The sequence below is a fragment of the Kitasatospora sp. NPDC089797 genome (assembly GCF_040684795.1).
GTDB lineage: Bacteria > Actinomycetota > Actinomycetes > Streptomycetales > Streptomycetaceae > Kitasatospora.
In genome coordinates, this window is record NZ_JBFBGS010000031.1 from 36,358 (window position 1) to 59,652 (window position 23,295).

General features: G+C 72.7%; 20 protein-coding genes. 8 read left to right on the top strand and 12 right to left on the bottom strand.

The window, feature by feature from the left end:
- Positions 1-3: 3 nt before the first annotated feature.
- The 6 genes from efeB to AB0O91_RS24910 all read left to right on the top strand — a co-directional run bounded on the left by efeB (position 4) and on the right by AB0O91_RS24910 (position 7,270).
- Positions 4-1,335: an iron uptake transporter deferrochelatase/peroxidase subunit gene (gene efeB, locus AB0O91_RS24885; protein WP_363436892.1), complete on the top strand. Its 1,332-nt coding sequence runs from the start codon at positions 4-6 to the stop codon at positions 1,333-1,335.
- 144 nt (positions 1,336-1,479) lie between these two features.
- Positions 1,480-2,415 (top strand): prephenate dehydratase, encoded by a 936-nt coding sequence (gene pheA / locus AB0O91_RS24890; RefSeq protein ID WP_363436895.1) that lies wholly within the window; start codon positions 1,480-1,482, stop codon positions 2,413-2,415.
- Between the two features lie 518 nt (positions 2,416-2,933).
- On the top strand, positions 2,934-4,208 hold the full coding sequence (serS, locus tag AB0O91_RS24895; protein ID WP_363436897.1) for a serine--tRNA ligase: 1,275 nt from the start codon (positions 2,934-2,936) through the stop codon (positions 4,206-4,208).
- A complete protein-coding gene (locus AB0O91_RS24900; RefSeq protein ID WP_363436900.1) occupies positions 4,205-5,041 on the top strand; it encodes an HAD family hydrolase in 837 nt (278 codons plus the stop codon). The genes serS and AB0O91_RS24900 overlap by 4 nt, the downstream gene beginning before the upstream one ends.
- A gap of 143 nt (positions 5,042-5,184) precedes the next feature.
- Positions 5,185-5,916 (top strand): FadR/GntR family transcriptional regulator, encoded by a 732-nt coding sequence (locus tag AB0O91_RS24905; RefSeq protein ID WP_363436903.1) that lies wholly within the window; start codon positions 5,185-5,187, stop codon positions 5,914-5,916.
- A 115-nt stretch (positions 5,917-6,031) separates the two neighbouring features.
- Positions 6,032-7,270, top strand: a complete 1,239-nt coding sequence (locus AB0O91_RS24910) for an MFS transporter (protein WP_363436906.1) — start codon at positions 6,032-6,034, stop codon at positions 7,268-7,270.
- 91 nt (positions 7,271-7,361) lie between these two features.
- On the opposite strand, the gene AB0O91_RS24915 is transcribed toward AB0O91_RS24910, so the two are convergent.
- The 4 genes from AB0O91_RS24915 to AB0O91_RS24930 are packed head-to-tail and all read right to left on the bottom strand — an operon-like array spanning position 7,362 to position 10,915.
- On the bottom strand, positions 7,362-8,078 hold the full coding sequence (locus AB0O91_RS24915; RefSeq protein WP_363436909.1) for an ABC transporter permease subunit: 717 nt from the start codon (positions 8,076-8,078) through the stop codon (positions 7,362-7,364).
- A gap of 49 nt (positions 8,079-8,127) precedes the next feature.
- On the bottom strand, positions 8,128-9,045 hold the full coding sequence (locus tag AB0O91_RS24920) for an ABC transporter ATP-binding protein (RefSeq protein WP_363436911.1): 918 nt from the start codon (positions 9,043-9,045) through the stop codon (positions 8,128-8,130).
- A 21-nt stretch (positions 9,046-9,066) separates the two neighbouring features.
- Positions 9,067-9,969, bottom strand: a complete 903-nt coding sequence (locus AB0O91_RS24925) for an ABC transporter permease (protein ID WP_363436914.1) — start codon at positions 9,967-9,969, stop codon at positions 9,067-9,069.
- Positions 9,953-10,915, bottom strand: a complete 963-nt coding sequence (locus tag AB0O91_RS24930) for an ABC transporter ATP-binding protein (protein WP_363436916.1) — start codon at positions 10,913-10,915, stop codon at positions 9,953-9,955. Before AB0O91_RS24930 ends, AB0O91_RS24925 begins: the two co-directional genes overlap by 17 nt.
- Positions 10,916-11,096: 181 nt before the next feature.
- Here AB0O91_RS24930 and AB0O91_RS24935 point away from each other — a divergent pair, with 181 nt between their 5' ends.
- Positions 11,097-11,984: an LLM class flavin-dependent oxidoreductase gene (locus AB0O91_RS24935; protein WP_363436919.1), complete on the top strand. Its 888-nt coding sequence runs from the start codon at positions 11,097-11,099 to the stop codon at positions 11,982-11,984.
- Between the two features lie 27 nt (positions 11,985-12,011).
- Here the strand turns inward: AB0O91_RS24935 and AB0O91_RS24940 are convergent, their stop codons facing one another.
- Positions 12,012-12,269, bottom strand: a complete 258-nt coding sequence (locus tag AB0O91_RS24940; RefSeq protein ID WP_363436921.1) for a hypothetical protein — start codon at positions 12,267-12,269, stop codon at positions 12,012-12,014.
- A gap of 188 nt (positions 12,270-12,457) precedes the next feature.
- Here AB0O91_RS24940 and AB0O91_RS24945 point away from each other — a divergent pair, with 188 nt between their 5' ends.
- Positions 12,458-13,306 (top strand): HAD family hydrolase, encoded by an 849-nt coding sequence (locus AB0O91_RS24945; protein WP_363436923.1) that lies wholly within the window; start codon positions 12,458-12,460, stop codon positions 13,304-13,306.
- A 92-nt stretch (positions 13,307-13,398) separates the two neighbouring features.
- Here the strand turns inward: AB0O91_RS24945 and AB0O91_RS24950 are convergent, their stop codons facing one another.
- From AB0O91_RS24950 to AB0O91_RS24980, 7 genes are all read right to left on the bottom strand, one after another.
- On the bottom strand, positions 13,399-14,175 hold the full coding sequence (locus AB0O91_RS24950; protein ID WP_363437044.1) for a phosphate ABC transporter ATP-binding protein: 777 nt from the start codon (positions 14,173-14,175) through the stop codon (positions 13,399-13,401).
- Positions 14,176-14,300: 125 nt separating this feature from the next.
- The gene (locus AB0O91_RS24955; RefSeq protein WP_363436925.1) at positions 14,301-15,233 is read right to left on the bottom strand and encodes a class E sortase; all 933 of its coding nucleotides are present in this window, start codon (positions 15,231-15,233) and stop codon (positions 14,301-14,303) included.
- On the bottom strand, positions 15,230-17,038 hold the full coding sequence (locus tag AB0O91_RS24960) for a substrate-binding domain-containing protein (protein ID WP_363436928.1): 1,809 nt from the start codon (positions 17,036-17,038) through the stop codon (positions 15,230-15,232). Before AB0O91_RS24960 ends, AB0O91_RS24955 begins: the two co-directional genes overlap by 4 nt.
- A gap of 38 nt (positions 17,039-17,076) precedes the next feature.
- Entirely contained in the window at positions 17,077-18,357 is a 1,281-nt protein-coding gene (gene pstA / locus AB0O91_RS24965; protein ID WP_363436930.1) for a phosphate ABC transporter permease PstA, read from the bottom strand.
- Between the two features lie 43 nt (positions 18,358-18,400).
- Positions 18,401-19,432, bottom strand: a complete 1,032-nt coding sequence (gene pstC, locus AB0O91_RS24970; protein ID WP_363436932.1) for a phosphate ABC transporter permease subunit PstC — start codon at positions 19,430-19,432, stop codon at positions 18,401-18,403.
- Between the two features lie 382 nt (positions 19,433-19,814).
- The gene (locus tag AB0O91_RS24975) at positions 19,815-22,403 is read right to left on the bottom strand and encodes a hypothetical protein (protein WP_363436934.1); all 2,589 of its coding nucleotides are present in this window, start codon (positions 22,401-22,403) and stop codon (positions 19,815-19,817) included.
- Positions 22,404-22,634: 231 nt separating this feature from the next.
- Positions 22,635-23,222 carry a hypothetical protein gene (locus tag AB0O91_RS24980; protein ID WP_363436937.1) on the bottom strand — a complete coding sequence of 196 codons (588 nt, stop codon included), beginning with the start codon at positions 23,220-23,222 and terminating at the stop codon, positions 22,635-22,637.
- Positions 23,223-23,295 lie beyond the last annotated feature (73 nt).

The window sequence follows — 23,295 nt, forward strand, 5'->3', positions numbered from 1 at the left end:
GCGATGGGAACGACGGACACCACGGACCCGACGGACGCCACCGGAGCGGCGGGAGCGGCGACACCGACCGGGCCCGGCGGCACCGCCCCGGCCACCGGCTTCAGCCGGCGGGCGCTGCTCGGCACGGCCGGCGCCGGACTGCTGGTCGGCGCCGGGGCGGGGGTGGCCGGGGCGGTCGTCCACGACCGCTCCGGACGGTCGGCCGCGGACGACCGGGCACCCGACGGCGCGCTCGGCACCGGCCGGGTGCCGTTCCGGGCCGAGCACCAGGCCGGCATCCTCGAACCCGCGCAGGCGCGGGTCCAGTTGGCCGCCTTCGACCTGGTCGACGGGGCCGGCCGGGACGGGCTGCGCGCCCTGCTGCAGCGCTGGACCGGCGCGATCGAGCGGCTGACCACCGGTCAGCCGGCCGCGGAGTTCGACAACCAGGTCGCCCTGGACGCCGGCCCCTGCTCGCTCACCGTCACGCTGGGCTTCGGCGCCGCGCTGTTCGACAAGGCCGGACTGGCCGACCGCCGCCCGGCCGCCCTCGAACCGCTGCCCGCCTTCACCGGCGACGCGCTGGACCCGGCCCGCGGCGACGGCGACCTGTTCGTCCAGATCGGCGCCGACGACGCGCTGGTGGCGCTGCACGCCCTGCGGACCCTGCAGAAGCTGGCGGCCGGCACCGCGACGCCGCGCTGGCAGTCGGCCGGCTTCGCCCGGACCCCCGGCGCGACCGCCCGCCCGGTGACCGGCCGCAACCTGATGGGCCAGATCGACGGCACCAACAACCCCAAGCCGGGCGAGGACGGCTTCGCCGCCAAGGTGTTCTGCGCCGCCGGCGGGGACGGGCCGGCCTGGCTGACCGGGGGCTCGTACCTGGTGTTCCGGCGGATCCGGATGCTGCTGGACCACTGGGAGGAACTGCCGGTGGAGCGTCAGGAGCGGGTGATCGGGCGGCGCAAGTCGGACGGTTCGCCGCTGAGCGCGCCGGCCGGTTCGGGCGAGGGCACCGCGGTGGACCTCTCCGCCCAGGGCCCGGACGGCGGGGTGGCGGTGCCGGCCGACGCGCACATCCGGGTGGCCGCGCCGGCGAGCAACGGCGGCGCGGCGATGCTGCGGCGCGGCTTCTCGTACCACGACGGGACGCTGCCGGACGGCTCGCCGGACGCCGGGCTGCTCTTCCTCGCCTTCCAGGCCGACCCGCGCAGGGGCTTCACCCCGGTGCAGCGCAAGCTCTCCCGGGGCGACGGCCTCTCCCGGTTCCTGCGGCACGAGGCGAGCGGGCTGTACGCGGTGCCGCCGGGGGTACCGGCCGGGGGCTACCTCGGGCAGCAACTGCTGGAGGGGTAGCGACCCCGCCCCGGGAGGCCGGGACGGCGCCGTCCGCGCCGTCCCGGCTTCCGGAACGCGCTCATGCCCGCGCCGCGGAATCGTTATGGTGACTGCTTCGGCACCACCCCGCTCGTGCAGCACCCCTTTCCCCACGGAGGCGTCATGTCGGCCACCCGCTACACCTACCTCGGCCCGGCCGGCACCTTCACCGAGGCGGCGCTGCACACCCTGCCGGAGGCGGCGACCCGGGAGCTGGTGCCGCTGTCCTCGGTCGCGTTGGCGCTGGACGCGGTGCGCGGCGGGGAGGCCGCCGGGGCGTTCGTCCCGATCGAGAACTCGGTGGAGGGCGCGGTCACCGCGACCAACGACGAACTGGCCGCCGGCGCACCGCTGATGATCTACCGCGAGGTACTGCTGCCGATCGCCTTCGCGCTGCTGGTGCGGCCGGGCACCGAGCTGTCCGGGGTCAAGACGGTGACCAGCCACCCGGTGGCCCAGCCCCAGGTGCGCAAGTGGCTGGCCGCCAACCTGCCGGACGCCGTCTGGGAGTCCGCCGCCTCCAACGCGGACGGCGCCCGGCTGGTCGCCGAGGGCCGCTACGACGGGGCGTTCGCGGGTGAGTTCGCGGCGCCGATCTACGGGCTGGACCCGCTGGTCAAGGAGATCGCCGACGCGCAGAGCGCGACCACCCGCTTCGTGCTGGTCGGCCGGCCCGGCCGGGTCTCCTCGCCGACCGGGACGGACAAGACCTCGATGGTGGTCTGGCTCCCGGACGACCACCCGGGTGCGCTGCTGGAACTGCTGCAGGAGTTCGCGGTGCGCGGGGTGAACCTGATGCGGATCGAGTCCCGGCCGACCGGCGAGGGGCTGGGCAGCTACTGCTTCCTGATCGACTGCGAGGGGCACCTGTCCGAGCGGCGGGTGGCCGAGGCGATGATGGGCCTCAAGCGGATCTGCCCGCAGGTGCGGTTCCTGGGCTCCTATCCGCGGGCCGACCGGCAGGGGTCCAAGCACCGGCGGCCGGGCACCTCGGACGAGGACTTCACCGCGGCCGCCGACTGGCTCTCGCGCGCACTCGACGGGCGCGGGGACATCTGAGCGCCACTTTTTGTCTTTCTGTCCTTTTCCGACTGTTATCGACCGGCCTGATCAAGTGCGTCGGGTGACCGTACCGTCATCCACAGGAACCTCCGGCTCCGCGGCCCGCTGTCCACAGGCCTTCCCGCTGTCCACAGCCCGAGGTTATCCACAGGCCTGGGGATGAGTCGACAAACCGGTATAGCCATTGCCCAGAACCGGTCGGACCATCGGTTTGCGTCGCAGAGATGACCAATCGGACCAGAGTCACCCGCTTGCCTCTAAATCACCCGTGCGAGTGCTTCAATTCCCTCACTCGGGAAGGTCCATTGGGGTTTGAAACCTCAATTCCCCGGTTTCGAGGAAGGGGTGTTGATCACCCCCGCTCATCCACAGGCCCGGGGCGGGGCCTGTGGATAACCCGCCCCCGCCCCGGGCCGGGTCGGTTCCCCACAGGAGTTATCCACAGGATCGGCCGAGTTATCCCCAGGGGAAAACCGGTACCGGTGGAGGAACGCCCGCCCGGTACGCTTGGCCCTGTGATTGACCTTCGCCTGCTCCGTGAGGACCCTGACCGAGTGCGCGCCTCGCAGCGCGTCCGTGGCGAGGACGTCGACGTGGTCGACGCCCTCCTCTCCGCCGACGAGCGACGCCGGTCCTCGGGCAGCCGCTTCGACGAACTGCGCAACGAGCAGCGGGTGCTCGGGAAGCAGGTCGCCCAGGCCAAGGGCGAGGAGAAGACCGCCCTGCTCCAGCGCACCAAGGACCTGGCCGCCGAGGTCAAGGCCGCGGACGCCGAACAGGGCACGGCCAAGGAGGAGGCGGACCGCCTGCTCCGCTCCCTGGCGAACCTCATCGACCCGGCCGCCCCGGTCGGCGGCGAGGAGGACTTCGTCACCCTGGAGGAGATCGGCACCCCGCGCGACTTCGCCGCCGAGGGCTTCGAGCCCCGCGACCACGTGGAGCTCGGCCAGCTGCTGGGCGCGATCGACACCGAGCGCGGCGCCAAGGTCGCGGGTGCCCGCTCCTACTACCTGACCGGTCCCGGCGCGCTGCTGGAGCTCGCCCTGGTCAACATGGCGATCGCCCAGGCCACCGCGGCCGGCTTCATCCCGATGATCACCCCGGCCCTGGTCCGCCCGGCCGCCATGGACGGCACCGGCTTCCTCGGTCAGGCCGCCGAGAACGTGTACCACCTCCCCGAGGAGGACAAGTACCTGGTCGGCACCAGCGAGGTCCCGCTGGCGGCGTACCACATGGACGAGATCATCGACGCCGACAAGCTGCCGCTGCGCTACGCCGGCTACTCGTCCTGCTTCCGCCGCGAGGCCGGCACCTACGGCAAGGACACCCGCGGCATCATCCGCGTCCACCAGTTCGAGAAGGTGGAGATGTTCGTCTACACCACTCCCGAGGACGCGGAGAACGAGCACCGCCGGCTGCTCCAGTGGGAGAAGGACTTCCTCAACGCGCTGGAGCTGCCCTACCGGGTGATCGACGTCGCCTCCGGCGACCTCGGCTCCTCGGCCGCCCGTAAGTTCGACATCGAGGCCTGGATCCCGACCCAGGGCAAGTACCGCGAGGTCACCTCGACCTCCAACACCACCGAGTACCAGGCCCGCCGCCTGTCGATCCGGATGCGCGAGGACGGCAAGACCCGCCCGCTCGCCACCCTGAACGGCACCCTGGTCGCGGTCCCGCGCACCATCGTGGCGATCCTGGAGAACCACCAGCAGGCCGACGGCTCGGTCGTCGTGCCCGAGGCGCTGCGCCCCTACCTCGGCGGGCGGACCGTCATCGAGCCGGTCAAGTGACCTCCTCCGCATCGCCCGTCGGTGGCGACCTGCCCTACCGGCTGGTCGCCACCGACCTCGACGGCACGCTGCTGACCAGCACGGAAACCGTCTCCGAGCGCACCCGCGCCGCGCTGGCCGCGGCCACCGGCGCGGGCGCGCTGCACATCGTGGTGACCGGCCGCTCGGCCGTCTGGGCCCGCCCGGTCTTCGACGAGATCGGCTACACCGGGATAGCGGTCTGCGGCCAGGGCGCCCAGGTCTACGACGCCGGCGCGCACAAGCTGCTGACCTCGCTCACCCTGGACCGCCGGCTGGCCGCGCTCGCGATCGAGAAGATCGAGGCCGAGACCGGCCCGCTGGCCGTCGCCGCCAACCAGGACGGCCTGGACGGCCAGGTGCTGGCCGGGCCCGGCTACGAGCTGCTGATCGGCTCCGACCTCCCGGTCGTCCGGGTCGAGCGCGACGAGCTGCTGGGCTCCCCGATCAGCAAGCTCTACATCCAGCACCCCGGACTGACCGACGACGCCCTCGCCGAGGCCGCCCGACGCGTCGCCGGGGACCTCGTCGGCGTGGTGATGGCCGGGGCCGGCGTGGTCGAGCTGCTGCCGCTGGGCCTGTCCAAGGCCACCGGTCTGGCCGTCGCGGCCCGCCGCCTGGGCGTGCGCGCCGCCGACACCGTCGCCTTCGGCGACATGCCCAACGACGTGCCGATGTTCGGCTGGGCGGCCCACGGGGTGGCCATGGCCAACGCCCACGAGGAGCTGCTCGCCGTGGCCGACGAGGTCACCACGGGCAACGACGAGGACGGCGTCGCCGTCGTCCTGGAACGGCTCTTCCCGACCCGGTCGTAGGACCGTTCGGCCCGGCCCACCGCCTCCGCCACCCCCGCCTCTTCCGACGGCTGAAACCCGGACCCCAGGGGTTGTAGGATGACCGGGCAATTGGTTGTAGGATGACCCATGACCGATCAGTGGTGTGCGAAGGGAGGCCCGGTATGAGCGGCGACGGCAACGGCCTGCACGCGGCCGGGCGGCGATCCCTGGTGGACACCGCGATCGAGCAGCTCCGCGAGCAACTGGCCGACGGCAGCTGGCCGGTGGGATCGCAGATCCCGACCGAGCACGAGCTCGCCGAGCGGCTGAAGGTCGGCCGGAACACCGTGCGGGAGGCGATCCGGGTGCTGGTGCACGCCGGGATGCTGGTCTCCCGGCAGGGCGAGGGGACCTTCGTCCGGTCCACCAGCGACCCGGCGGCGGTGCTCCGCGGCGTCCAGCGCTCGGGCATCCGGGACGTCCTGGAGGTCCGTGCCGCGCTGGAGACCGAGGGCGCCCGACTGGCCGCGCTGCGGCACACCCCCGAGGACGTCCGGCGGATGCGGGCCGCACTGGCCCGGGAGGCCGAGGTCTTCGCCCGGCACCCCGAGCGGACCGCCCGCGAAGCCACCGTCGAACACGACCTGGAGTTCCACACCGCCGTCGTCGAGGCCGCGCACAACCCGGCCCTGGCCGAGGTGTACCGCTACTTCGGCGCCTCCGTGCGCGAGGCGATGACCTCCGCCTTCGGCGACCACGAGATGCCCGAGGCGTCCGTGGCCACCCACGAGGCGCTGGTCGACGCGATCGAGAGCGGTGACCCGGACCGCGCCGAAACGGCGTGTCGCGCGCTGCTCGCCGAGCCCACCGCGGCCGTCGAGCAGCTGCTCGCGGCCATCGCGGCCCGGAAGTAGGACGGCGCGAGCCCCGCTTCCGTCCGTACCGCGGCCGGTGGAGGCCTCCTCCCGCCGTGCCCGCGCCACCCCCCGGCTCCCCCGGACCGGGCAGTCAGGAAAGAACAGCACACCCATGGCCGTCACCCGTGCCCAGCAGCCGGTTGTCACCGCTCCCGTCCCGCTCCCCGTCCGCAGCCGGCTGGCCCATCCCGCCCTGCTGCTGACCGGCATCGTGCTGGTCGCGCTCAACATGCGCGCCTGCCTGGCCGCGGTCTCCCCGATGGTCGCCGAGATCCAGCGCACCTTCGGCCTGTCCGCCACCGCGAGCGGGCTGATCACCACCGTCCCGGTGCTGTTCCAGGGCGTCGGCGCCCCGCTCACCCCCCGGCTGACCCGCCGGTTCGGCGCCGAGCGGGTCGTGCTCGGCGCGGTGCTGGTGCTCGGCGCGGGCGTCCTGCTGCGGGTGCTGCCCTCGGTGTTCGCGCTGTACGCGGGCTGCGTGGTGATCGGCGTGGCCATCGCCGTGCTGAACGTGTCGATGCCGGGCCTGGTCAAGCGGGAGTTCCCGGACCGCGCGGCGACCATGACCGGCGTCTACTCGACCACCATGCTGGTCGGCGCGACCCTCGCGGCCGGCACGTCCGTCCCGCTGGAGCACGCGCTCGGCGGCGGCTGGCGGGCCTCGCTCGGCGCCTGGTCGCTGCTCGCCCTGATCGCCGCGGTGGCCTGGCTGCCGCAGGTGCTGCGCGCCCGGCAGGAGAAGGCCGCGGCGGCCGCCGCGGCCCAGCCCGGCAAGCCGATCGAGGGCCTCTGGAAGTCCCCGCTGGCCTGGCAGATCAGCCTGTTCATGGGCATCTCGTCGCTGCTGGTGTACACCCTGGTCGCCTGGATGCCGACCATCCTGGCCGACCACGGCATGGACCGCGGCCAGGCCGGACTGGTCTTCGCCTTCTCCAACCTGGTGCAGGTGGCCGGCGCCTTCCTGGTCCCGCTGATGGCCGGCCGGATGACCAGCCAGCGCGCCCTGGCCGTCACCATGGCCGCCCTGAACGGGCTCGGCATCGCGATGCTGCTGGTCGTCCCGGTCTCCGCCGCCTGGGCGACGGCGGCCGTGCTCGGCGTGGCCCAGGGCGGTTCGCTGGGCCTGGGCCTGGCCTTCATCGTGCTGCGCACCGGCACCGCGGCCGGCGCCGCCCAGTTGGGCGGGATGTCCCAGGCGATCGGCTATCTGGTCGCCGCGGCCGGCCCGGTCGGCGCCGGTGCGCTGCACCAGCTGACCGGTGGCTGGGACGCCACCCTGGTGCTGATGCTGGTGCTGGCCCTGGTGGTCGGCGCGGCCGGCTTCGGCGCCGGGCGCAACCGCACGCTCTGAGCCCTGCCTTCTGATTGCTCCGTCCTCGGCCCCGCCGAGGCCGGAGCAGTCGCCTTTCCGCGGCCGCTCCCCCGCGCCGGGGCTCCCGCGGCTACTCCTCCGCGGCGAGGGTCAGCCCGGCGAGCTTCACCGAGGCCAGCACCGTCGCCCCGACGGTGACCACCAGCAGCAGCGGGAGGGCCGCCCCGAAGGAGACGTCGGCGCCGATCGCCGCGTCCCCGGCCACCTTCTCGGCGATCGCCCGGCCCCACTGCTGGATGCTCAGCGTCCGGGCGCCCTCGACGAAGTTGCCGATCAGCGACTCCCAGACCAGCGCGTACGCCAGCCCGGCCACCACCGCGTGCCGGGTGACCACGCCGAGCAGCAGGAACAGCGCGCTGTACGCGGCCCCGGCGACCAGCACCGCCACCGTGTAGCCGAGCGCCACGCCGTCCTTGGTGCCGTACAGCACCAGCCCGGCGACCAGGGTCGGGACGGCGGCGAACAGCCAGGTGGTGGCGATCGCGACGGTCAGCTTGGTGGTGATGATCTGCCAGCGCGGCAGCGGCTTGGCGAGCAGGTAGACGATCGAGCCGTCGTCGATCTCGGTGGCGATCACCCCGGTCCCGATCACCAGGCCCAGCAGCGGCACCAGGGTGCCGAGGTCCAGCTGGCCGAGGATCTTGACGGTGAGGCTGTGCGAATCGCTGCTCGACCCGCTCGCGAGGGCCGAGATGACCAGCAGCAGGGCCGGGGCCACCAGCAGCAGGACGCCGCGACGGCGGCCCAGCAGCCCGCGCAGGGTCAGCCTGGCGACGGTGGGGTTCATGGTCGGTCGGCCCCTTCCTGGGCAACGTCCTGGGCAGAGGTCCGCTCGGTCATGCGGACACCAGGTAGGAGAAGACGCTCTCCAGCGACTCGTCCGCCGGGGACACGGTGTACAGCCGGATGCCGGCCTCCCGGGCGACCCGCGGCAGCAGGGTGGTGAAGCCCTGGAAGTTGACCGCCTCGATCCGCAGCGCCCGCTCCCGCTCGTCCACCTCGATACCGGTGGTCGAGCCGTCGGCGATCAGCGCGGCGGCGAGCCGGCGGTCGTCGCTGGAGCGGACCAGGTAGCGGTGCGGGCGGTTGGTCATCAGCCGGCGGATCCGCCGGAAGTCGCCCGAGGCGGCGTGCCGTCCGGCCACCACCACCTCGATGTGCCGGGCCAGTTGCTCGACCTCCTCCAGGATGTGGGAGGAGAACAGCACCGTCCGGCCGTCCGCGCCGAAGCGGCGCAGCAGGTCCATCAGCTGCAGTCGCTGGCGCGGGTCCATGCCGTTGAAGGGCTCGTCCAGCAGCAGCACGGCCGGGTCGTGGACGAGGGCCGAGGCCATCTTGACCCGCTGCTTCATGCCCTTGGAGTACGTCCCGGTGCGGCGGTCCTTGGCGTACGCCATCTCGACCAGGTCCAGGGCGCGCCGGGCGGCGGCGCCGGGCTGGGGCAGGCCGTGCAACTCGGCGTTGGCGAGCACGAACTCCCAGCCGGTCAGGTAGTCGTACATCGACTCCCGCTCGGGGACCAGGCCGATCTGCCGGTACACCTGCTGGTTGCGCCAGATCGGTGCGCCGTCCAGGGTGACGGCGCCGCTGGACGGCGAGAGGAAGCCGCTCATCATGTGGATGAGCGTGGACTTGCCCGCGCCGTTGGGCCCGAGCAGACCGGTGATGCCGGGGCCGATCGACATCGTGATGTCGTTGACCGCGACGACGTTCCCGAACCAGCGGGAGACCTTGTCGATGGTGATGGTGGCCATGCCGCCCTCTCAGACCTCTCGCTAGACGTTCTTGTAGCGGCGCAGCAGGATCCGGTAAGCGCCCGCCACCATCGCCGCGGCGACGAGTGCGAACACCGTCAGGCCGATCCCGCCCGGGGCGTGCCGCCGGTCGGGCGCGTCGCCGCCCAGCCCGAACAGCTCGTTGACCAGTGCCTCGACCAGGCCGGTCGGCGAGATCAGCGACGTCCACTGGGCCGGGTCCGGGGACTTGAACGGGTTGCCGTTGATGCCGACCACGACCGCCGAGATCGTCGAACTCACCGCCAGGTAGCCCATGATGGCGGCCACCCCGAAGCCGCGGCGCGGGGTGCTCGCGGCGATCACCACCGCGACCGAGGTCGGCACCAGGGCGTACAGCACGGCGGCGGCCAGGCCGTAGAGGAAGTGGCCGGTGTTGTGCCCGAAGTCCATCCCGGCCAGCAGCGCGCCCGCGTACAGCACCAGCAGCGGGGCGGCCATCAGCAGGAACTGGGCGCAGGCCATGGCGCCGAACTTGGCCCGGACGTAGTCGGCCCGGGTGATCGGGCGGGAGAAGTACAGCGGGACGGTGTGGTGCCGGAGGTCCCGGGAGAGCAGCACCGGCGCCTGGGAGGCGAGGAAGATCGACACCACCAGGCCGAGGCTGGAGAGGTAGCCGGCGTACTCGACCGGGAGCTCGGGCCGCTTCAGGTAGACCGCGGCCGCGACGAAGATCATCGCCGGGACGGTCACCACGCCCAGCAGCAGCATCGGCAGCACCTTGGACTTGCCGGAGCGGCCGAGGCCGTAGGCGGCGCGCAGGCTCTGGGTGAAGAGCGAGCGGGTGGCGTAGCCGCGGCCGAGGCGGGGGCCGGCGTAGCCGCGGTAGCCGATGTCGTGGATGACACCGGTGTCGGCGGGCCTGGTGTCAGGAGGCTGCGGCATCGTCCGTCCCTCCCTTGTGCGCGTCCGTGAAGAGTTCGGCGACCCGGTGCCGGCGCTGTTCCAACCGGACCAGGCCGAGGCCGAGTTCGGCGACCGTGTCGCGGATGGTGTCGTAGGTGTCCTCGCCGGCCAGCCGGACCAGCAGCAGGTGCGAGCTCTCCGACTGGACCTCCAGGCCGACGGCGGCGAGCCGCTCGCGGACCTCGGCGCCCGGCTCGGCGACGGCGTCCTGCGGGTGGTCGGTGACCTCGACCGCGAGGACGGCCGTCGCCTCGGTGAAGGAGGCGGTGGAGGAGGAGCGCAGCAGCTTGCCGCCGTCGATGACCACCAGGTGGTCGCAGGTCCGCTCCAGCTCGCCGAGCAGGTGGGTGGTGACCAGCACCGAGATGCCGAAGTCGGAGTGCACCCGGCGGATCAGGCCGAGCATCTCGTCCCGGCCGGCCGGGTCCAGGCCGTTGGTCGGCTCGTCCAGCAGCACCAGCTTCGGGTCGTGCACCAGCGCCTGGGCCAGCTTGACCCGCTGCTTCATGCCGGTCGAGTAGCCGCCCATCGGGCGGTACCGCTCCTCGTAGAGGCCGACGTGCCGCAGGGTGTCGGCGGTGCGTTCACGGGCGGCGGTGGCGGGCAGCCCGGCCATCCGCGCCATGTGCACCACGAACTCGGTCGCCGAGACGTCCGGCGGCAGGCAGTCGTGCTCGGGCATGTAGCCGACCCGCTCGCGGATCTCCTCCCCCCGGGTGGCGATGTCCAGGCCGAGCACCTCGCCGCGGCCGGACGTCGCCGGGGCGAGCCCGAGCAGGATCTTGATCAGGGTGGACTTGCCCGCCCCGTTGGCCCCGACCAGCCCGACGACCCCGGGCTGCACCTCGACGGTGAGCTGGTCGAGGGCAGTGACCCGGGGGAACCTCTTGGTGAGGCCCTCGGTCTTGATGACAGCAGTGGACACGCGTTCAACGTAACGGGCCCGCACCGCAGGGGCCATGAGCTGGAATGACGAGGCCTCCTAGTGCCCCGGTATGACGCCGGGCACCCGCACCCCTAGGGGAAGCCCGCGTTCCCCTCCCCGCTCCGGCACCCGTCATGACTCCGGGCCCCTCGCGGAAGTTCCCCGGCGTAGGGTCGGGTGCATGCGACTGAGCACCGTGATCCTCCCCATCCACCGGTGGAGCGAGGGGCAGAAGATCTGGCGGCGGGCCGAGGAGCTCGGCTTCCACGCCGCGTACACCTACGACCACCTGTCCTGGCGGTCGTTCCGGGAGGAGCCGTGGTTCGGGGCCGTCCCCACCCTGACCGCGGCGGCCACGGCCACCGAGCGGCTGCGGCTGGGCACGCTGGTGACCTCGCCGAACTTCCGGCACCCGGTGACCCTGGCGAAGGAGCTGATCACGCTGGACGACGTGTCCGGCGGGCGGCTGACGCTGGGGATCGGGGCCGGGGGGACGGGCTTCGACGCGACGGCGATGGGGCAGGAGGCGTGGTCGCCGAAGGAGCGGGCGGACCGGTTCGGGGAGTTCCTGCCGCTGCTGGACGAGTTGCTGCGCGAGGACGCGGTGACGCGTGAGGGCACGTACTACTCGGCGGTCGAGGCGCGGAACATCCCCGGCTGCGTGCAGACCCCGCGGGTGCCGTTCTACGTGGCCGCGGCCGGGCCGCGCGGGATGCGGCTGGCCGCCGAGTACGGGCAGGGCTGGGTGACGTACGGGGACCCGAAGGGCCCGGCGGACGTGCCGGCCGAGCAGGCGCCCGCCGTGATCGCCGCGCAGCTCGGGAAGCTGACGGCGGCCTGCGAGGCGAAGGGGCGGGACGTCGCGACGCTGGAGAAGATGCTGCTCCAGGGCTCGACGGCGGAGAAGCCGCTGGAGTCGCTGGACGCGTTCGTGGACTTCGCCGGCACCTACCGGGAGTTGGGCATCACCGAGCTGGTGATCCACTGGCCGGTGCCGGACTCGATCTTCGCCAACGACCTCGACGTGTTCGAGCGGATCGCCACCGAGGGCCTCGCCCAGCTCGGCTGAGGGCCGACGTCGGGCCCCCGCCGGGTGTCAGGGGTGCGGGCGGGTGCGCTGGGCCGGGAGGCCCGGGACCGGCTCCGGGGTGCGGCGGGCGAGCTCGGCGAGGGTGTGGAAGAGGACCTCGCCGAGCAGGACCGGCTCGCGGGAGGCGGCCCGCGGGCCCGGGGCGTCCACGGTGTCCCGGGTGTCCTGGGTGTTCCGGGCCTCCCGGGCGGAGGCCGGGGGCTGCCCGGGGTCCGGGGGAGGGAGGGTCGGGTGCGGCTCGTCACGGAGCTGGCGAGTGGGCATGGCTCTTCCTGCCGACGGGGTGGCCGGGAGGAGTCCTGCCCGCCGGGCCGCAGCGACACCCCGGAGCCGGGCGAATCGGCCGGAAACGGCGCGCGAAGGGCCGGAACCCGTCCTTACGGTCATGTCCGGCGGCCGCGGTCCGGCCGGGGCCGGGGGCGGTGCCCGGAGCGGTGCCCGCGGCGTCGCCGATGGGCGAAGATGGACCGGTGACCGAACCCCGCAGCGCCCCCCGCCTCATCGCCACCGACCTGGACGGCACGCTGCTGTGCGCCGGCGGCACCGTCAGCGATCGCACCGCCGCGGCCCTGACGGCAGCCGAGGAGGCCGGGGTCCAGGTGGTGTTCGTGACCGGGCGGCCGCCGCGCTGGATGCAGCAGTTGAGCCCGCACATCGGCGGTCACGGGGTGGCCATCTGCTCCAACGGCGGCGCGATCGTGGACGTGCGGCGCGGCGGCGAGCTGATCGAGTACTTCCCGATGTCGGCCGGGACGGCGCTGGCCGTGGTCGAGACGCTGCGGGCGAAGCTGCCCGGCACCGCGTTCGCCTTCGAGTACGCGGACGGCTGGGCCCGTGAGCCCGGCTACGAGGTGCTGATGTGGGGCGACGCCGAGATCCGCGCGATCGGCCCGGCCGAGGAACTCCTCGGCGACGGCGGCCCGGTGCAGGGCCTGTTCAAACTGCTGGCCAAGCACCCGGAGCTGGAACCGGACGCCTTCCTCGCCGAGGCCCGCACGGCCGCCGGGCACCTGGCCGAGATCACCCGCTCCTCGCCGATCTCGCTGCTGGAGATCAGCGCGCCCGGCGTCACCAAGGCCAGCACGCTGGCCCGTTGGTGCGCCGAGCACGGGATCGACCGGTCCGAGGTGGTGGCCTTCGGCGACATGCCGAACGACCTGGAGATGCTGGCCTGGGCCGGAACGGCGTACGCCGTCGCCAACGCGCACCCCGAGGTGCTGGCGGCGGTGCCGCTGCACACGGTGAGCAACGAGGACGACGGCGTCGCGGCGGTGCTGGAGCGGCTGCTGAAGCCGTCCTGACCGGGCGGACCCTCCCGGGGGCTCCCAGGCCCCGACCGGCGGCCGCGCCGGCAGCCGACGGTCGTGCCCGGCAGCCGACGGCCGTGCCCGGCCTAGCCGAAGCGGCCGTTGACGTAGTCGGAGGTCCGCTGGTCGCGCGGGCTGCCGAAGACCTGCTCGGTGGGCCCGGCCTCGACGATCCGGCCCGGGGTGTCGTGGGTGGCCAGGAAGAACGCGCAGGTCTGCGAGACGCGCTGGGCCTGCTGCATGTTGTGGGTGACGATCACGATGGTGAGCCGCCCGCGCAGTTCGGCGATGGTCTCCTCGACCCGGCGGGTCGAGGTCGGGTCGAGCGCGGAGCACGGCTCGTCCATCAGCAGGATGTCCGGCGAGACGGCCAACGACCGTGCGATGCACAGGCGTTGCTGCTGACCGCCGGAGAGGGCGCCACCCGGGGTGTGCAGCCGGGTGGACACCTCGTCCCAGAGCCCGGCCCGGCGCAGGCTGGTCTCCACCAGCTCCCGGCGCTCCTCCTTGGACACCTTGATGCCGGCCAGCTTGAGCCCGCTGGAGACGTTGTCCTGGATGGACATCGCCGGGAACGGGTTGGGCCGCTGGAACACCATGCCGATCCGGCGCCGCACCTCGGCGGGGCGCCGGCCCGGCCGGTAGACGTCGTCCCCGTCCAGCAGCACCTCGCCGGCCAGCGCGGCGCCGCGCACCATCTCGTGCATCCGGTTGAGGATCCGCAGGTAGGTGGACTTGCCGCAGCCGGACGGGCCGATCAGCGCGGTCACCTCCCCGGCCGGCATCGCCAGCGAGACCCGCTCCAGCACCTTGCGGCTGCCGAACCAGGCGGAGACGTCCCGGGTCTCCAGCCCGGCCAGCACCCCGTCCCCGGGGGCGGCCGCCGGCGGGACCGGCGGGAGGGTGAGGGTGTCGGCGGCCGGGTCGACCGCCGCGTCGTGCGGCTGGTGGGTGGTGTCGGTCATCGGTACGGTCCTCCGGGCGCGCGTCAGTAGAGGTTGGGCAGCAGGGCGGCGGCGTTCTCGTAGACCGCCCAGAGCAGCGCGCCGACCACCGGCGCGGCGCTCAGGTAGGCGGTCGAGCGCCGCCAGTACCGGGCCAGCAGCAGCGCCCCGGCCACCGCGCCCAGCAGGCCCAGGGACCACAGCTGCAGCACGGCCAGCGCGCCCTTGTCCGCGGCCAGTGCCTTGTCGTACGGGACAGTGGCCGGGCGGCCGCCGGGGTTCTGCTGCGGGTCGCCCTCCAGCCGGGCCCCGATCATCACGGTGGAGCCGGGGATCCAGTCGGAGTCGCCGGTGACCAGGACCAGCCGGTTGCGGGCCGGGTCGGTGATCGGGTGGTCGCCGTCGCCGTACACGTTGACCACGTAGGTGGACTTGCCCTGGCCGGTGGTCGCCTCGATCCGGTCGCCCACCCGCAGCTTGGACAGCTCGGCGAACGGCGCGCCGAAGGTGGCGCCCCGGCCGAACAGCACGGCCACCCCGGTCTGGCCGGGCAGCGCGGTGTCCCGGCGGTGGCCGGGGCCGCGCATCAGGTCCCGGCCCGTGGTGCCCTCGACCACCACGGCCTGGTGCAGGCCGATCGCCGGGATGTCCAGCAGCGCCACCGGGTCACCGTCGGCGGCCGAACCGGTCGGGGCGACCGCCCGGGCGAGCTGGTCCTGGAAGGTCTTGTACGCCGTCGACTGGTAGTGCCGCTCCTGCACGTGCGAGAGCGTGAACAGGAAGCCGACGAAGCCCAGCACCAGCGCGGCCAGCAGGCTGACCGCCCAGGCGCCCTGGAGGAAGCGGCGCCGGGCGGGGGTGACCGCCGGAGCCGCCTTCGGCTCCCCGGCCGCGGCTCCGGCCGCCGGGGCGCCCGCTGCGGCCGGGGCCGGGGTCTGCGCCCGGGCCGCCGGCTTCTCCAGGACGGGGGCCGTCACGCGGCACCGCCCGAGCCCTTGCGCCGGCGCAGCAGCCGACGGCCGAGCAGCGGCGGGACGAGCACCACGGCGAGCAGTTCCAGGGCGGTCAGCGTGGACAGCATCCAGTCCTCCGGCTTGCCGCTCACCTCGACCACGTTCGCGGCGACGTCGGTGGCGCCGCCCCGACCGCGGGCGACCACCTGGCCGGTCTGCGGGTCGACGGTGTCGGCGGAGCCGTCACCGGCGTTCGGGTCGCCGGCCGCGGCGCCTGCGGCCGGGGCGTTGGGGTCACCGGCCGCGGCGCCGCCGGAGCCGCCCGCGTCGCCGTTGCCGCCGGAGCCGCCGGAGCCGTTGCCGCCCGCACCACCGCCCGCACCGCCGGAGCCGCCGGAACCGCCCGCACCACCGGACCCACCGGAACCGCCCGAGCCGCCGGAGCCACCCGAACCGGTCTTCACCGCCTGGCCGTTCTGCACGGTGCAGTCCAGCGGCGCGCCCTGCTTGTCGCACGGGCTGGGCATCGGGGCGTTCTTGAGGACGGTCAGTTCACCGGCCGAGTTGAAGGTCGGGTTGGCGCAGTTGGCCAGGGTCTCCGGGTCGACCGGGCTGGCGTTGCCGGGGATCGACTTGGTCTGCAGCAGCCCGCCGCGCACCAGGTTGCGCGGGATCGGCGAGTAGCCGAGGCCGTCCGCCTCGCCCTGGCCCTCGCAGAGCACGTAGGCGAGGAAGCGGCTGAGCGCGTTGCCCTTGTCGTTGTTGAAGCGGCCCGGCGGCGGCAGTGCGGCTCCGGCCCGCGGCACGATCACGTAGCTGTAGCTGGAGATCGGGTAGGAGCGCGGGTCGTCCATGGTGTAGACGCCGTCGAGGTTCTGCTGGAGGTAGTTCGGGTCGCTGGCCGGGGTGTTGTCGTCCACCCCGCGGATCTTGGCGGCGGTCAGCGCGATGGCCACGTTGGAGGCGGTCGGCAGCGAGTAGTACCCGGCCTGGTTGAGGACCTTCACGACCGGCCAGTTGCTGCGCTTGGCGAAGGCGTACTCGTCGTAGCCGATGGTGCCGAGCCCGGACGGCGCCTTGATGTACCCGGCGACGACGTCGGAGCCGTTCTGGGCGACCATCCGGCCGGCGGGCGGGAAGAACTCGGTGTAGTCACCGCAGGTGGTGCCGTTCACGGAGGAGCAGTAGGCGTCCCACTGGTCCTTGTGGGTGTGCTCCATCCAGCGGGTGAACTGGGCGGTGGCGCCGGAGCCGTCCGAGCGGACCACCGGGGTGATCGGCAGGCTGGGCAGCTGCTTGCCGTAGTCGGCGGTGACCTTCGGGTCGTTCCAGTTGGTGATCTTGTTGGTGAAGATGTCGACGATGGTCTGCGGCGACAGCCGCAGGTCCCGGACCTGCTTGCCGCCGACCACCAGGTTGTACATGAAGGTCGTGCCGCCGGCGGTGATCGGGATGTAGGAGAAGCCGTAGGTGGGCTTCTCCACACCACCGCTGCCGGTCTGCTGGCCGGCGGAGTTGACGCCGGTGTCCTGGGTGGTGCGGAAGGGCACGTCGGAGGCGGTGAAGTCGTCCTGCCCGAGGGTCCAGGAGTTGCGGCCGGCCGCGGAGCCGATCGGGTTGAAGCTGATCTGGATGCCCTGCGGCCCGACGTCCTGGCGCCACTGGTCGATGGCCGGACCGGCCCAGCTGGAACCGTCGGCGCTCAGCGCGACGCTCGCCGCGAACGCCCGCGAGCCCGGCCCCAGCAGCGGGGCGGCGGCGAGCAGGAACAGCGACATCAGCAGGGCGAGCGCGCGGGCCACGGGGCGGCTTGCGGCCTCCCACGACATGAGAACTCCTCTGGGACGGAGGGTGGTTGGGTGGGTCATCAGCTGTTCCCGGGGAGTGGGACGGTGGGGTGCGCGGGTCCGGAGGCCGTCCGCGCCGCGGCCGGGGCGGCGGCACCGGACGGCCCGGCGGCCCGGGCGTCGGCTTCGGCGCGGCGGGCCGCGCGGTCGATCCGACGCTTCTGGCCGCGGGTCAGCTCGCCGGGCTTGCGGCCGCCGAGCACCCGGGCGGTGACGAACAGGATCAGCACCACGACCATCAGGGTCAGTCCGGCCGCGAACGCCCGGGCGATCATGTCGGGGTAGGGCTGCTTGACGTAGTTCCAGATGTAGAGCGGCAGCGACACCTGGTGCTCGTGGAACGGGTCGGCGTTGAACTGCGAGGTGAAGCCCGAGGTCAGCAGCACCGGCGAGGTCTCGCCGACGCCGCGCGCCATGCCGAGCACCACCGCGGTCATCAGGCCGGGCCGGGCGGTCGGCAGCACCACGTTCCACACCGTCCGCCACTGGCTGCCGCCCAGCGCGTACGAGGCCTCGCGCAGCGTGCCCGGCACCAGCCGGATCACCACCTCGGCGGCCCGGGTGACGATCGGCATCATCATCACGGTCAGCGCCAGGGAGGCCGCGAAGCCGCTCTTGTCGAAGCCGAAGGTGATGATGAAGATCCCGAGGATGAACAGACCGGCCACGATGGACGGCAGCGCGGTCATCGCCTCGACCAGGGTCCGCACCGGCTTGGCCATCCGGCCACCGACCTCGGACATGAAGACGGCCGCGGCGATGCCCAGCGGCACCGCGAACAGCGTTGCCATGCCGAGCTGTTCGAGCGATCCGACGATCGCGTTGAGCGCTCCGCCGGAGGTGATCGGGTTGAGCGGCCCGGTGCGTTCCATCGACTCGGTGAAGAAGTTGAGGTGCTGGGCGGCGTCCCAGCCGCGGCTGGCCACGTAGCCGATCTGGTCGCCGATCAGCGCGACCACCAGCAGCCCGGAGCTCCAGGCGACCACCGACACCAGCCGGTCCCGCACCACGAGCTCGCCCCACTGGAGCCGCCCGAGGGTGAAGTAGCCGGCCAGGAAGAGCAGGTACCAGCAGACCAGGAAGCCGAACACGCCGCTGAACGGCAGCACCCGCTCGTACAGCATCCAGTCCAGCGCCAGCGAGCCGACCGCCGAGCCGACCACCGTGAACACGTCCTCGGCGGTGACTCCGCTGAGCCGCACCTTGGTCTCGGGACGGGCCGCCGCGGCCGCGACGGACGCGGGGACGACGGCGGTGGTCGGTGCGGGCGCGGCGACCGCCGGGCGGTCGAGCGTGGTCATCGGGTCGTCCCTTCCACGGAATGGGTCATGTCGGTGCGCCGCCTCAGTCCGCGGTGGAGGCCCCGGAGCGGGACCGGTTGATCACGAAGCCCGCCGCCACGTTGACCAGCAGGGTCAGCGCGAACAGCACCAGGCCGGCCGCCATCAGGGCGGAGAGCGAGAGCGCGTCCGACTCGCCGAAGCGCAACGCGATGAGCGCCGAGATCGAGTTGGCGCCGTTCTCCAGGATGTGGGTGATCGTCTTGAAGCTCGGCGAGATGATCAGCGCGACCGCGATGGTCTCGCCCATCGCCCGGCCGAAGCCCAGCATCACCGCACCGATCACGCCGCCCTTGCCGAACGGCAGCACCACCGTGCGGACCATCCCCCAGCGGGTCGAACCCAGCGCGTACGCGCCCTCCCGCTCGCCCTGCGGGGCCTGGGAGAAGACCTCCCGGCTGAGCGAGGTGACGATCGGGATGATCATCAGTGACACCACCACGCCCGCGATGAAGGTGGAGGAGGTGTACGAGGTGCCGATGTCGCCGGTGCGCACCTTCAGGAAGGGGACCGCGTCGCCGAGGTGGTTGGTCAGCCAGCGGACGAACCCGATGATGCGCGGCTGGAGGAAGAACAGGCCCCACAGGCCGTAGACGATGCTGGGGATCGCCGCCATCAGGTCGACCAGGGAGATCAGCGCCGAGCGCAGCCGGACCGGCGCGAACTCGGAGATGAAGATCGCGGTGAACAGCGCCACCGGAACGGCGATCACCAGCGCGATCACGGCGATCAGCAGGCCGTCCGGCAGGACCGCGCCGATGCCGAACCTGTGCGCGGCGGTCTGCCACTTCTGCTCGGTCAGGAACGACCAGCCGACCTCGCGGAGCGCGTCGGTGCCCCGCAGGACCAGGAAGAAGGCGATCAGCCCCATGATCGCGAAGACCGAGAGCCCCGCGACCCGCAGCACCCCTCGGAACACCCGGTCGCCGGGGGTCGCGGGGGCGGTGATGGTGCGCGGGACGTCCCGGTCGGGCCCGTGGTCGGGTCGGCCTGGCGCCCCGGCGTACGGTGCCGCGGGCTCGGCGGCGGATGTCATGGGTCTGCTCTCCGTACTCGACGGCGGGGGACGGATCCGGTACGTATCCATTCGGCCAGTCGGAGGTGGCCGGATCAGGTCGTCCGTGTGTACGAGGGCCCAACGCGACAACTCCGTAGCGGAGTTGGGAACTCCGGAAGGCGCACCCGGCCGGGCGAATGACATGTTCGCGCGCCTTCTGTGGCCAACTCGCCCTGAAACAAAGGACTTTGGTGGCCATCAGGCGCGTCCGGAACACTGGCCGATTTCGATCCGGAGATCAACGCGCGTCAACTCCCGGCCAGTCGGCGGGAACGCAAAAGGACTCGGCGGGGCCGGAACGGCGGCCCCGCCGAGTCGTCATGCGGTGGATCGGTCGGTGGATCGGTGTCCTGTCAGTCCGTCACGGACGGCGGCGGATCCGCGACCAGCCCCGCTTCGCCTCCGCCATCATCCGCGCCCCCGCCGGCGTACCGCCGAGGACCAGCGCCGCCGGGCCGCCGACCAGCAGCACCAGCCCGCCGATCAACGCGATGGGCAGCAGCAGCCGGGCCGCACCGGAGCGGTCGGCCGACGGAGTCCCGGCGGCGACCGGCGCGGCGGCCAACGACTTGCCGGGCGCGCTCGGCGAGGCACCGGGCTTGGCACCCCCGGCCGCCGCACCACCCGCCGCGGCGGCGGCGCCACCCGCGGTGGCCTCGGCGCCACCGGCACCGGAGCCGCCGGTCGAGGAGCCGCCGGTACCGCCGGCCGCCCCGCCCTCACCGACCTGGGTCACCGAGGCGGGCGCCTGGCCGCCGCCCTCCGTACCGGAGGTCGGGGTCGAGCCGTCGCCACCGGACGCGGGCGGGTTCGGCGGCGCGGCCTGGTTGCCGGGCAGCTTGGCGTCCTGCGCCTCCAGGTGGCCGATGGCGTCGGCCGCCTGGGTCCGCTGGGCGGCGGTCAGCGCGAGGAAGCCCGGCGCGAGGTGACCGGGCTCGTGGCCGTACACCTGGCCGGTGGTGGTCACCGCGCGCATGAACTTGCTCATCGCCGCCACCTTGTCGGACGCGACGTCCTTGGTCGGGAGCATCGCGTAGTCGACGGTGGTCAGCGGATAGGCCTTCTTGTCGTGCGAGAAGGCCGAGTCGGACACCCCGTAGGGCAGCGACTGGATCCCGGTGGACGCGTCCACGGTCATGTCGGCGACGGCCGCCTGGAGGCCCGGACCGTCCGGCCCGACGGCTCCGCCCGCCGGGTTCACCAGCTGGGCCTCGGGCAGCGAATAGGCCTTCGCCTGGCCGGAGTCCATGACGGCGAACAGCGTCCGCTGACCCATGGTCATGGAAGAACAGAGGTCATGGCTGCCGTCCGTGTGCTTGTCCGTGTTGACGCAGTTCGGCTTGTTCCAGAGGACCTTGCGGACCACGTCGCCCAGCCCGGTCGCGACGGGGTTCCACTCGTAGGACTTCCACCGGTCCCGCGGGTCGTCCTTCCCGTCGGCGAATCCGGTGGCGTCCTGCCGGACGAAGGAGTCGACCGGGTAGCCGGAGTACGTCGGGCGCAGGTAGAAGCTGTCCACGTGCATGCCCCACGGATCGGGCTCACCGTCGAGGAAGCGCACCGCGTCCGGGTCGGAGGCTATCCACGAGGTCAGCTGGTAGGTCATGTCCGCCGCACCGCCGAACACCGTCGGGCTGAAGTTGCTGTAGGCGCACCCCGTCGGCCAGGACATCCCGCTTCCGGCCGGCACCGGGTTGAGCGCCGTGAACTCCGGGTCGTCGAAGATGCAGTACGGATTGCCCTTCACCGACGGGATGTCACCCGGCGAGTTGTACGACTGGGTGAGCAGCTTGGCCATCAGCCGCGCGTTGAGCTTCATGCTCTTGATCTGCAGGTGGGTGGTGGGATCGTCCACGACGAAGACCACGGAGATCCCGGTGGTCGCCACCGGCGCGTACACGTAGGGGCGCGGTGGCGGCGACTGGGTGTCCGGCCGGGCCGCCAGCGCCATGTCCTTGCCGCCGGCCAGGAAGTCGGTGCGCGACGGGCCGTCACCGTTGGCGAAGCCGTACGACAACGACATCGGGCTGTCGCCCTGGCAGAGGCCGGTCTGCCACTGGTCCATCGCCCGCTTCAGCGGTTCGAGACCGGCCACCGCGAAGGAGGCGCGCTGCACCGGGCAGGCCCCCGCCGTCGGTGCGAACGACAGGGGGATGACGGCGCGACGGTCCCAGGAGCACTGCTCACCGGTCTTGAACTTCGACCACTTGTTGAGGTTGCCCTCGAGGATCTGGTTGGACGCCAGATTCAACGCCTGGTCGAGGGAGTGGTCAGCGCAGTTGGTCAGGCCCTTCCTCGTGGTGTCCGTGAACCCGAGGGAGTCACCACCGTAGTTGGGCTCGACCACCAGCGAACACGGGTGCTTGTCGTCGCACCCCAGCGTGGGGCTCTGGTCCGCCGTGAAGAGCTCGATGTCCGCGAAGCCGGAGCCGTCCGCCCCGGTGACGGCCATGACCATGTTGGAGGGGAAGTCAGGGGCCGTCGAGTACCCGACCGGCAGCTTCTGCTGGAAGCCCGCGGTCGCGTCCGCGTTGTACAGGGTGCTGTCGTAGCAGTCCGTGACCTTCGGGTCCGTACCCCGGCACTCGTACACCCGGACCTGGTAGTACGGCTGGGTGCCCTTCCGGACCGGGCCGTTCGTCCACGGGTTGCCGATGCCGTCGGTCGTCGGGGTGAACCCCTTCCAACTGACGTGCACCACCTGGTTGCCCAGGTTCTTGGTCTGCGCGACGGTGACGCTGCCGTTGGGACCGGACGTCTGGTTCGTCGGGTCCCAGACCGGCGGCCCCTGCTTGGTGACGGAGGAGTCCTCGGCGACGGCCTCCGGCACGGCGCCCAGGCCGATCGGTACCACGCCGACGGCCACCACCACCCCCCACACCAACGCGATCGCCGGCATCCGGCGACGCCACCACCCCGGATCCCTCCGGTCGGGCAGGCGGACTCTCATGGCGGGCACCTCCGTGCGATTGCGCGCCGCCGAGAAGCGCGGCGCAGGGGATCAGACTGCGAGCGGCCGGCGATTCCGGTACACGTCCATTCGGCCAGCCGCAGGTGGCCGGATCCGGTCGACCGTGTGTACGGGACCACAACGCGGCACCTCCGTAGCGGAGTTGGCGCTTCCACGTGCGCAGGCCCGCGCCTCCCGGCACGGGCCTGCGGTTCAACCGGCTTGGAAGGATCAGCCGTTGAAGGTGAGAGCGAAGGAGCCGACCGCCTGGCCGGCGGTGAAGAAGGTGGTGTTCAGCTGGGTGTCCAGGAACTTCGCCCCGGCGGCGTCCAGCGCGAGGCCGGTGGAGGTGAGGGTCTGGGTGGTGCCCGTCCGCGAGTTCCGCACGGTGCCGGCCGGCTTCAGCAGCGAGACCGGCGTGGTGCTGCCGTTCGGCACACCGGTGAAGCGCCAGCTGTCGGCACTGAAGGCGAGTTGCTTGAACAGCACGCTCTTGCCGGTCTGGACGTCGACGAAGAGCAGGCTGCCGTCGAGCGCCGCGTTGCCGTAGAAGCTGCTCAGGTTGATGCTGCCGCCGGTCACCGGGAGGGTCGTCGAGAGACCGACCGAGCTGTCGTAGGCCACGCTGGCGTTCGGCAGCGGCACGATGAACACACCGCTGTTGGCCGCACTGGCCAGGAAGGCGTTGTTCTCGGTCACCACGGCGCTGCCGGTCGGAGCGGCGGGAGCGGTGTCGGCCGCGGCCACACCGCTGAAGCCGGTCACGGCGAGAACGACCGCGGCGCCGCCGGCGAGGAACCGGGCGGTGGTACGGGACATGCGAGTCTCCTTGGGAGAGGAAGGTTCCGCTTCGAAGGTGGAACACCGGTCCGGTGGACCGGTCGACGGGTGC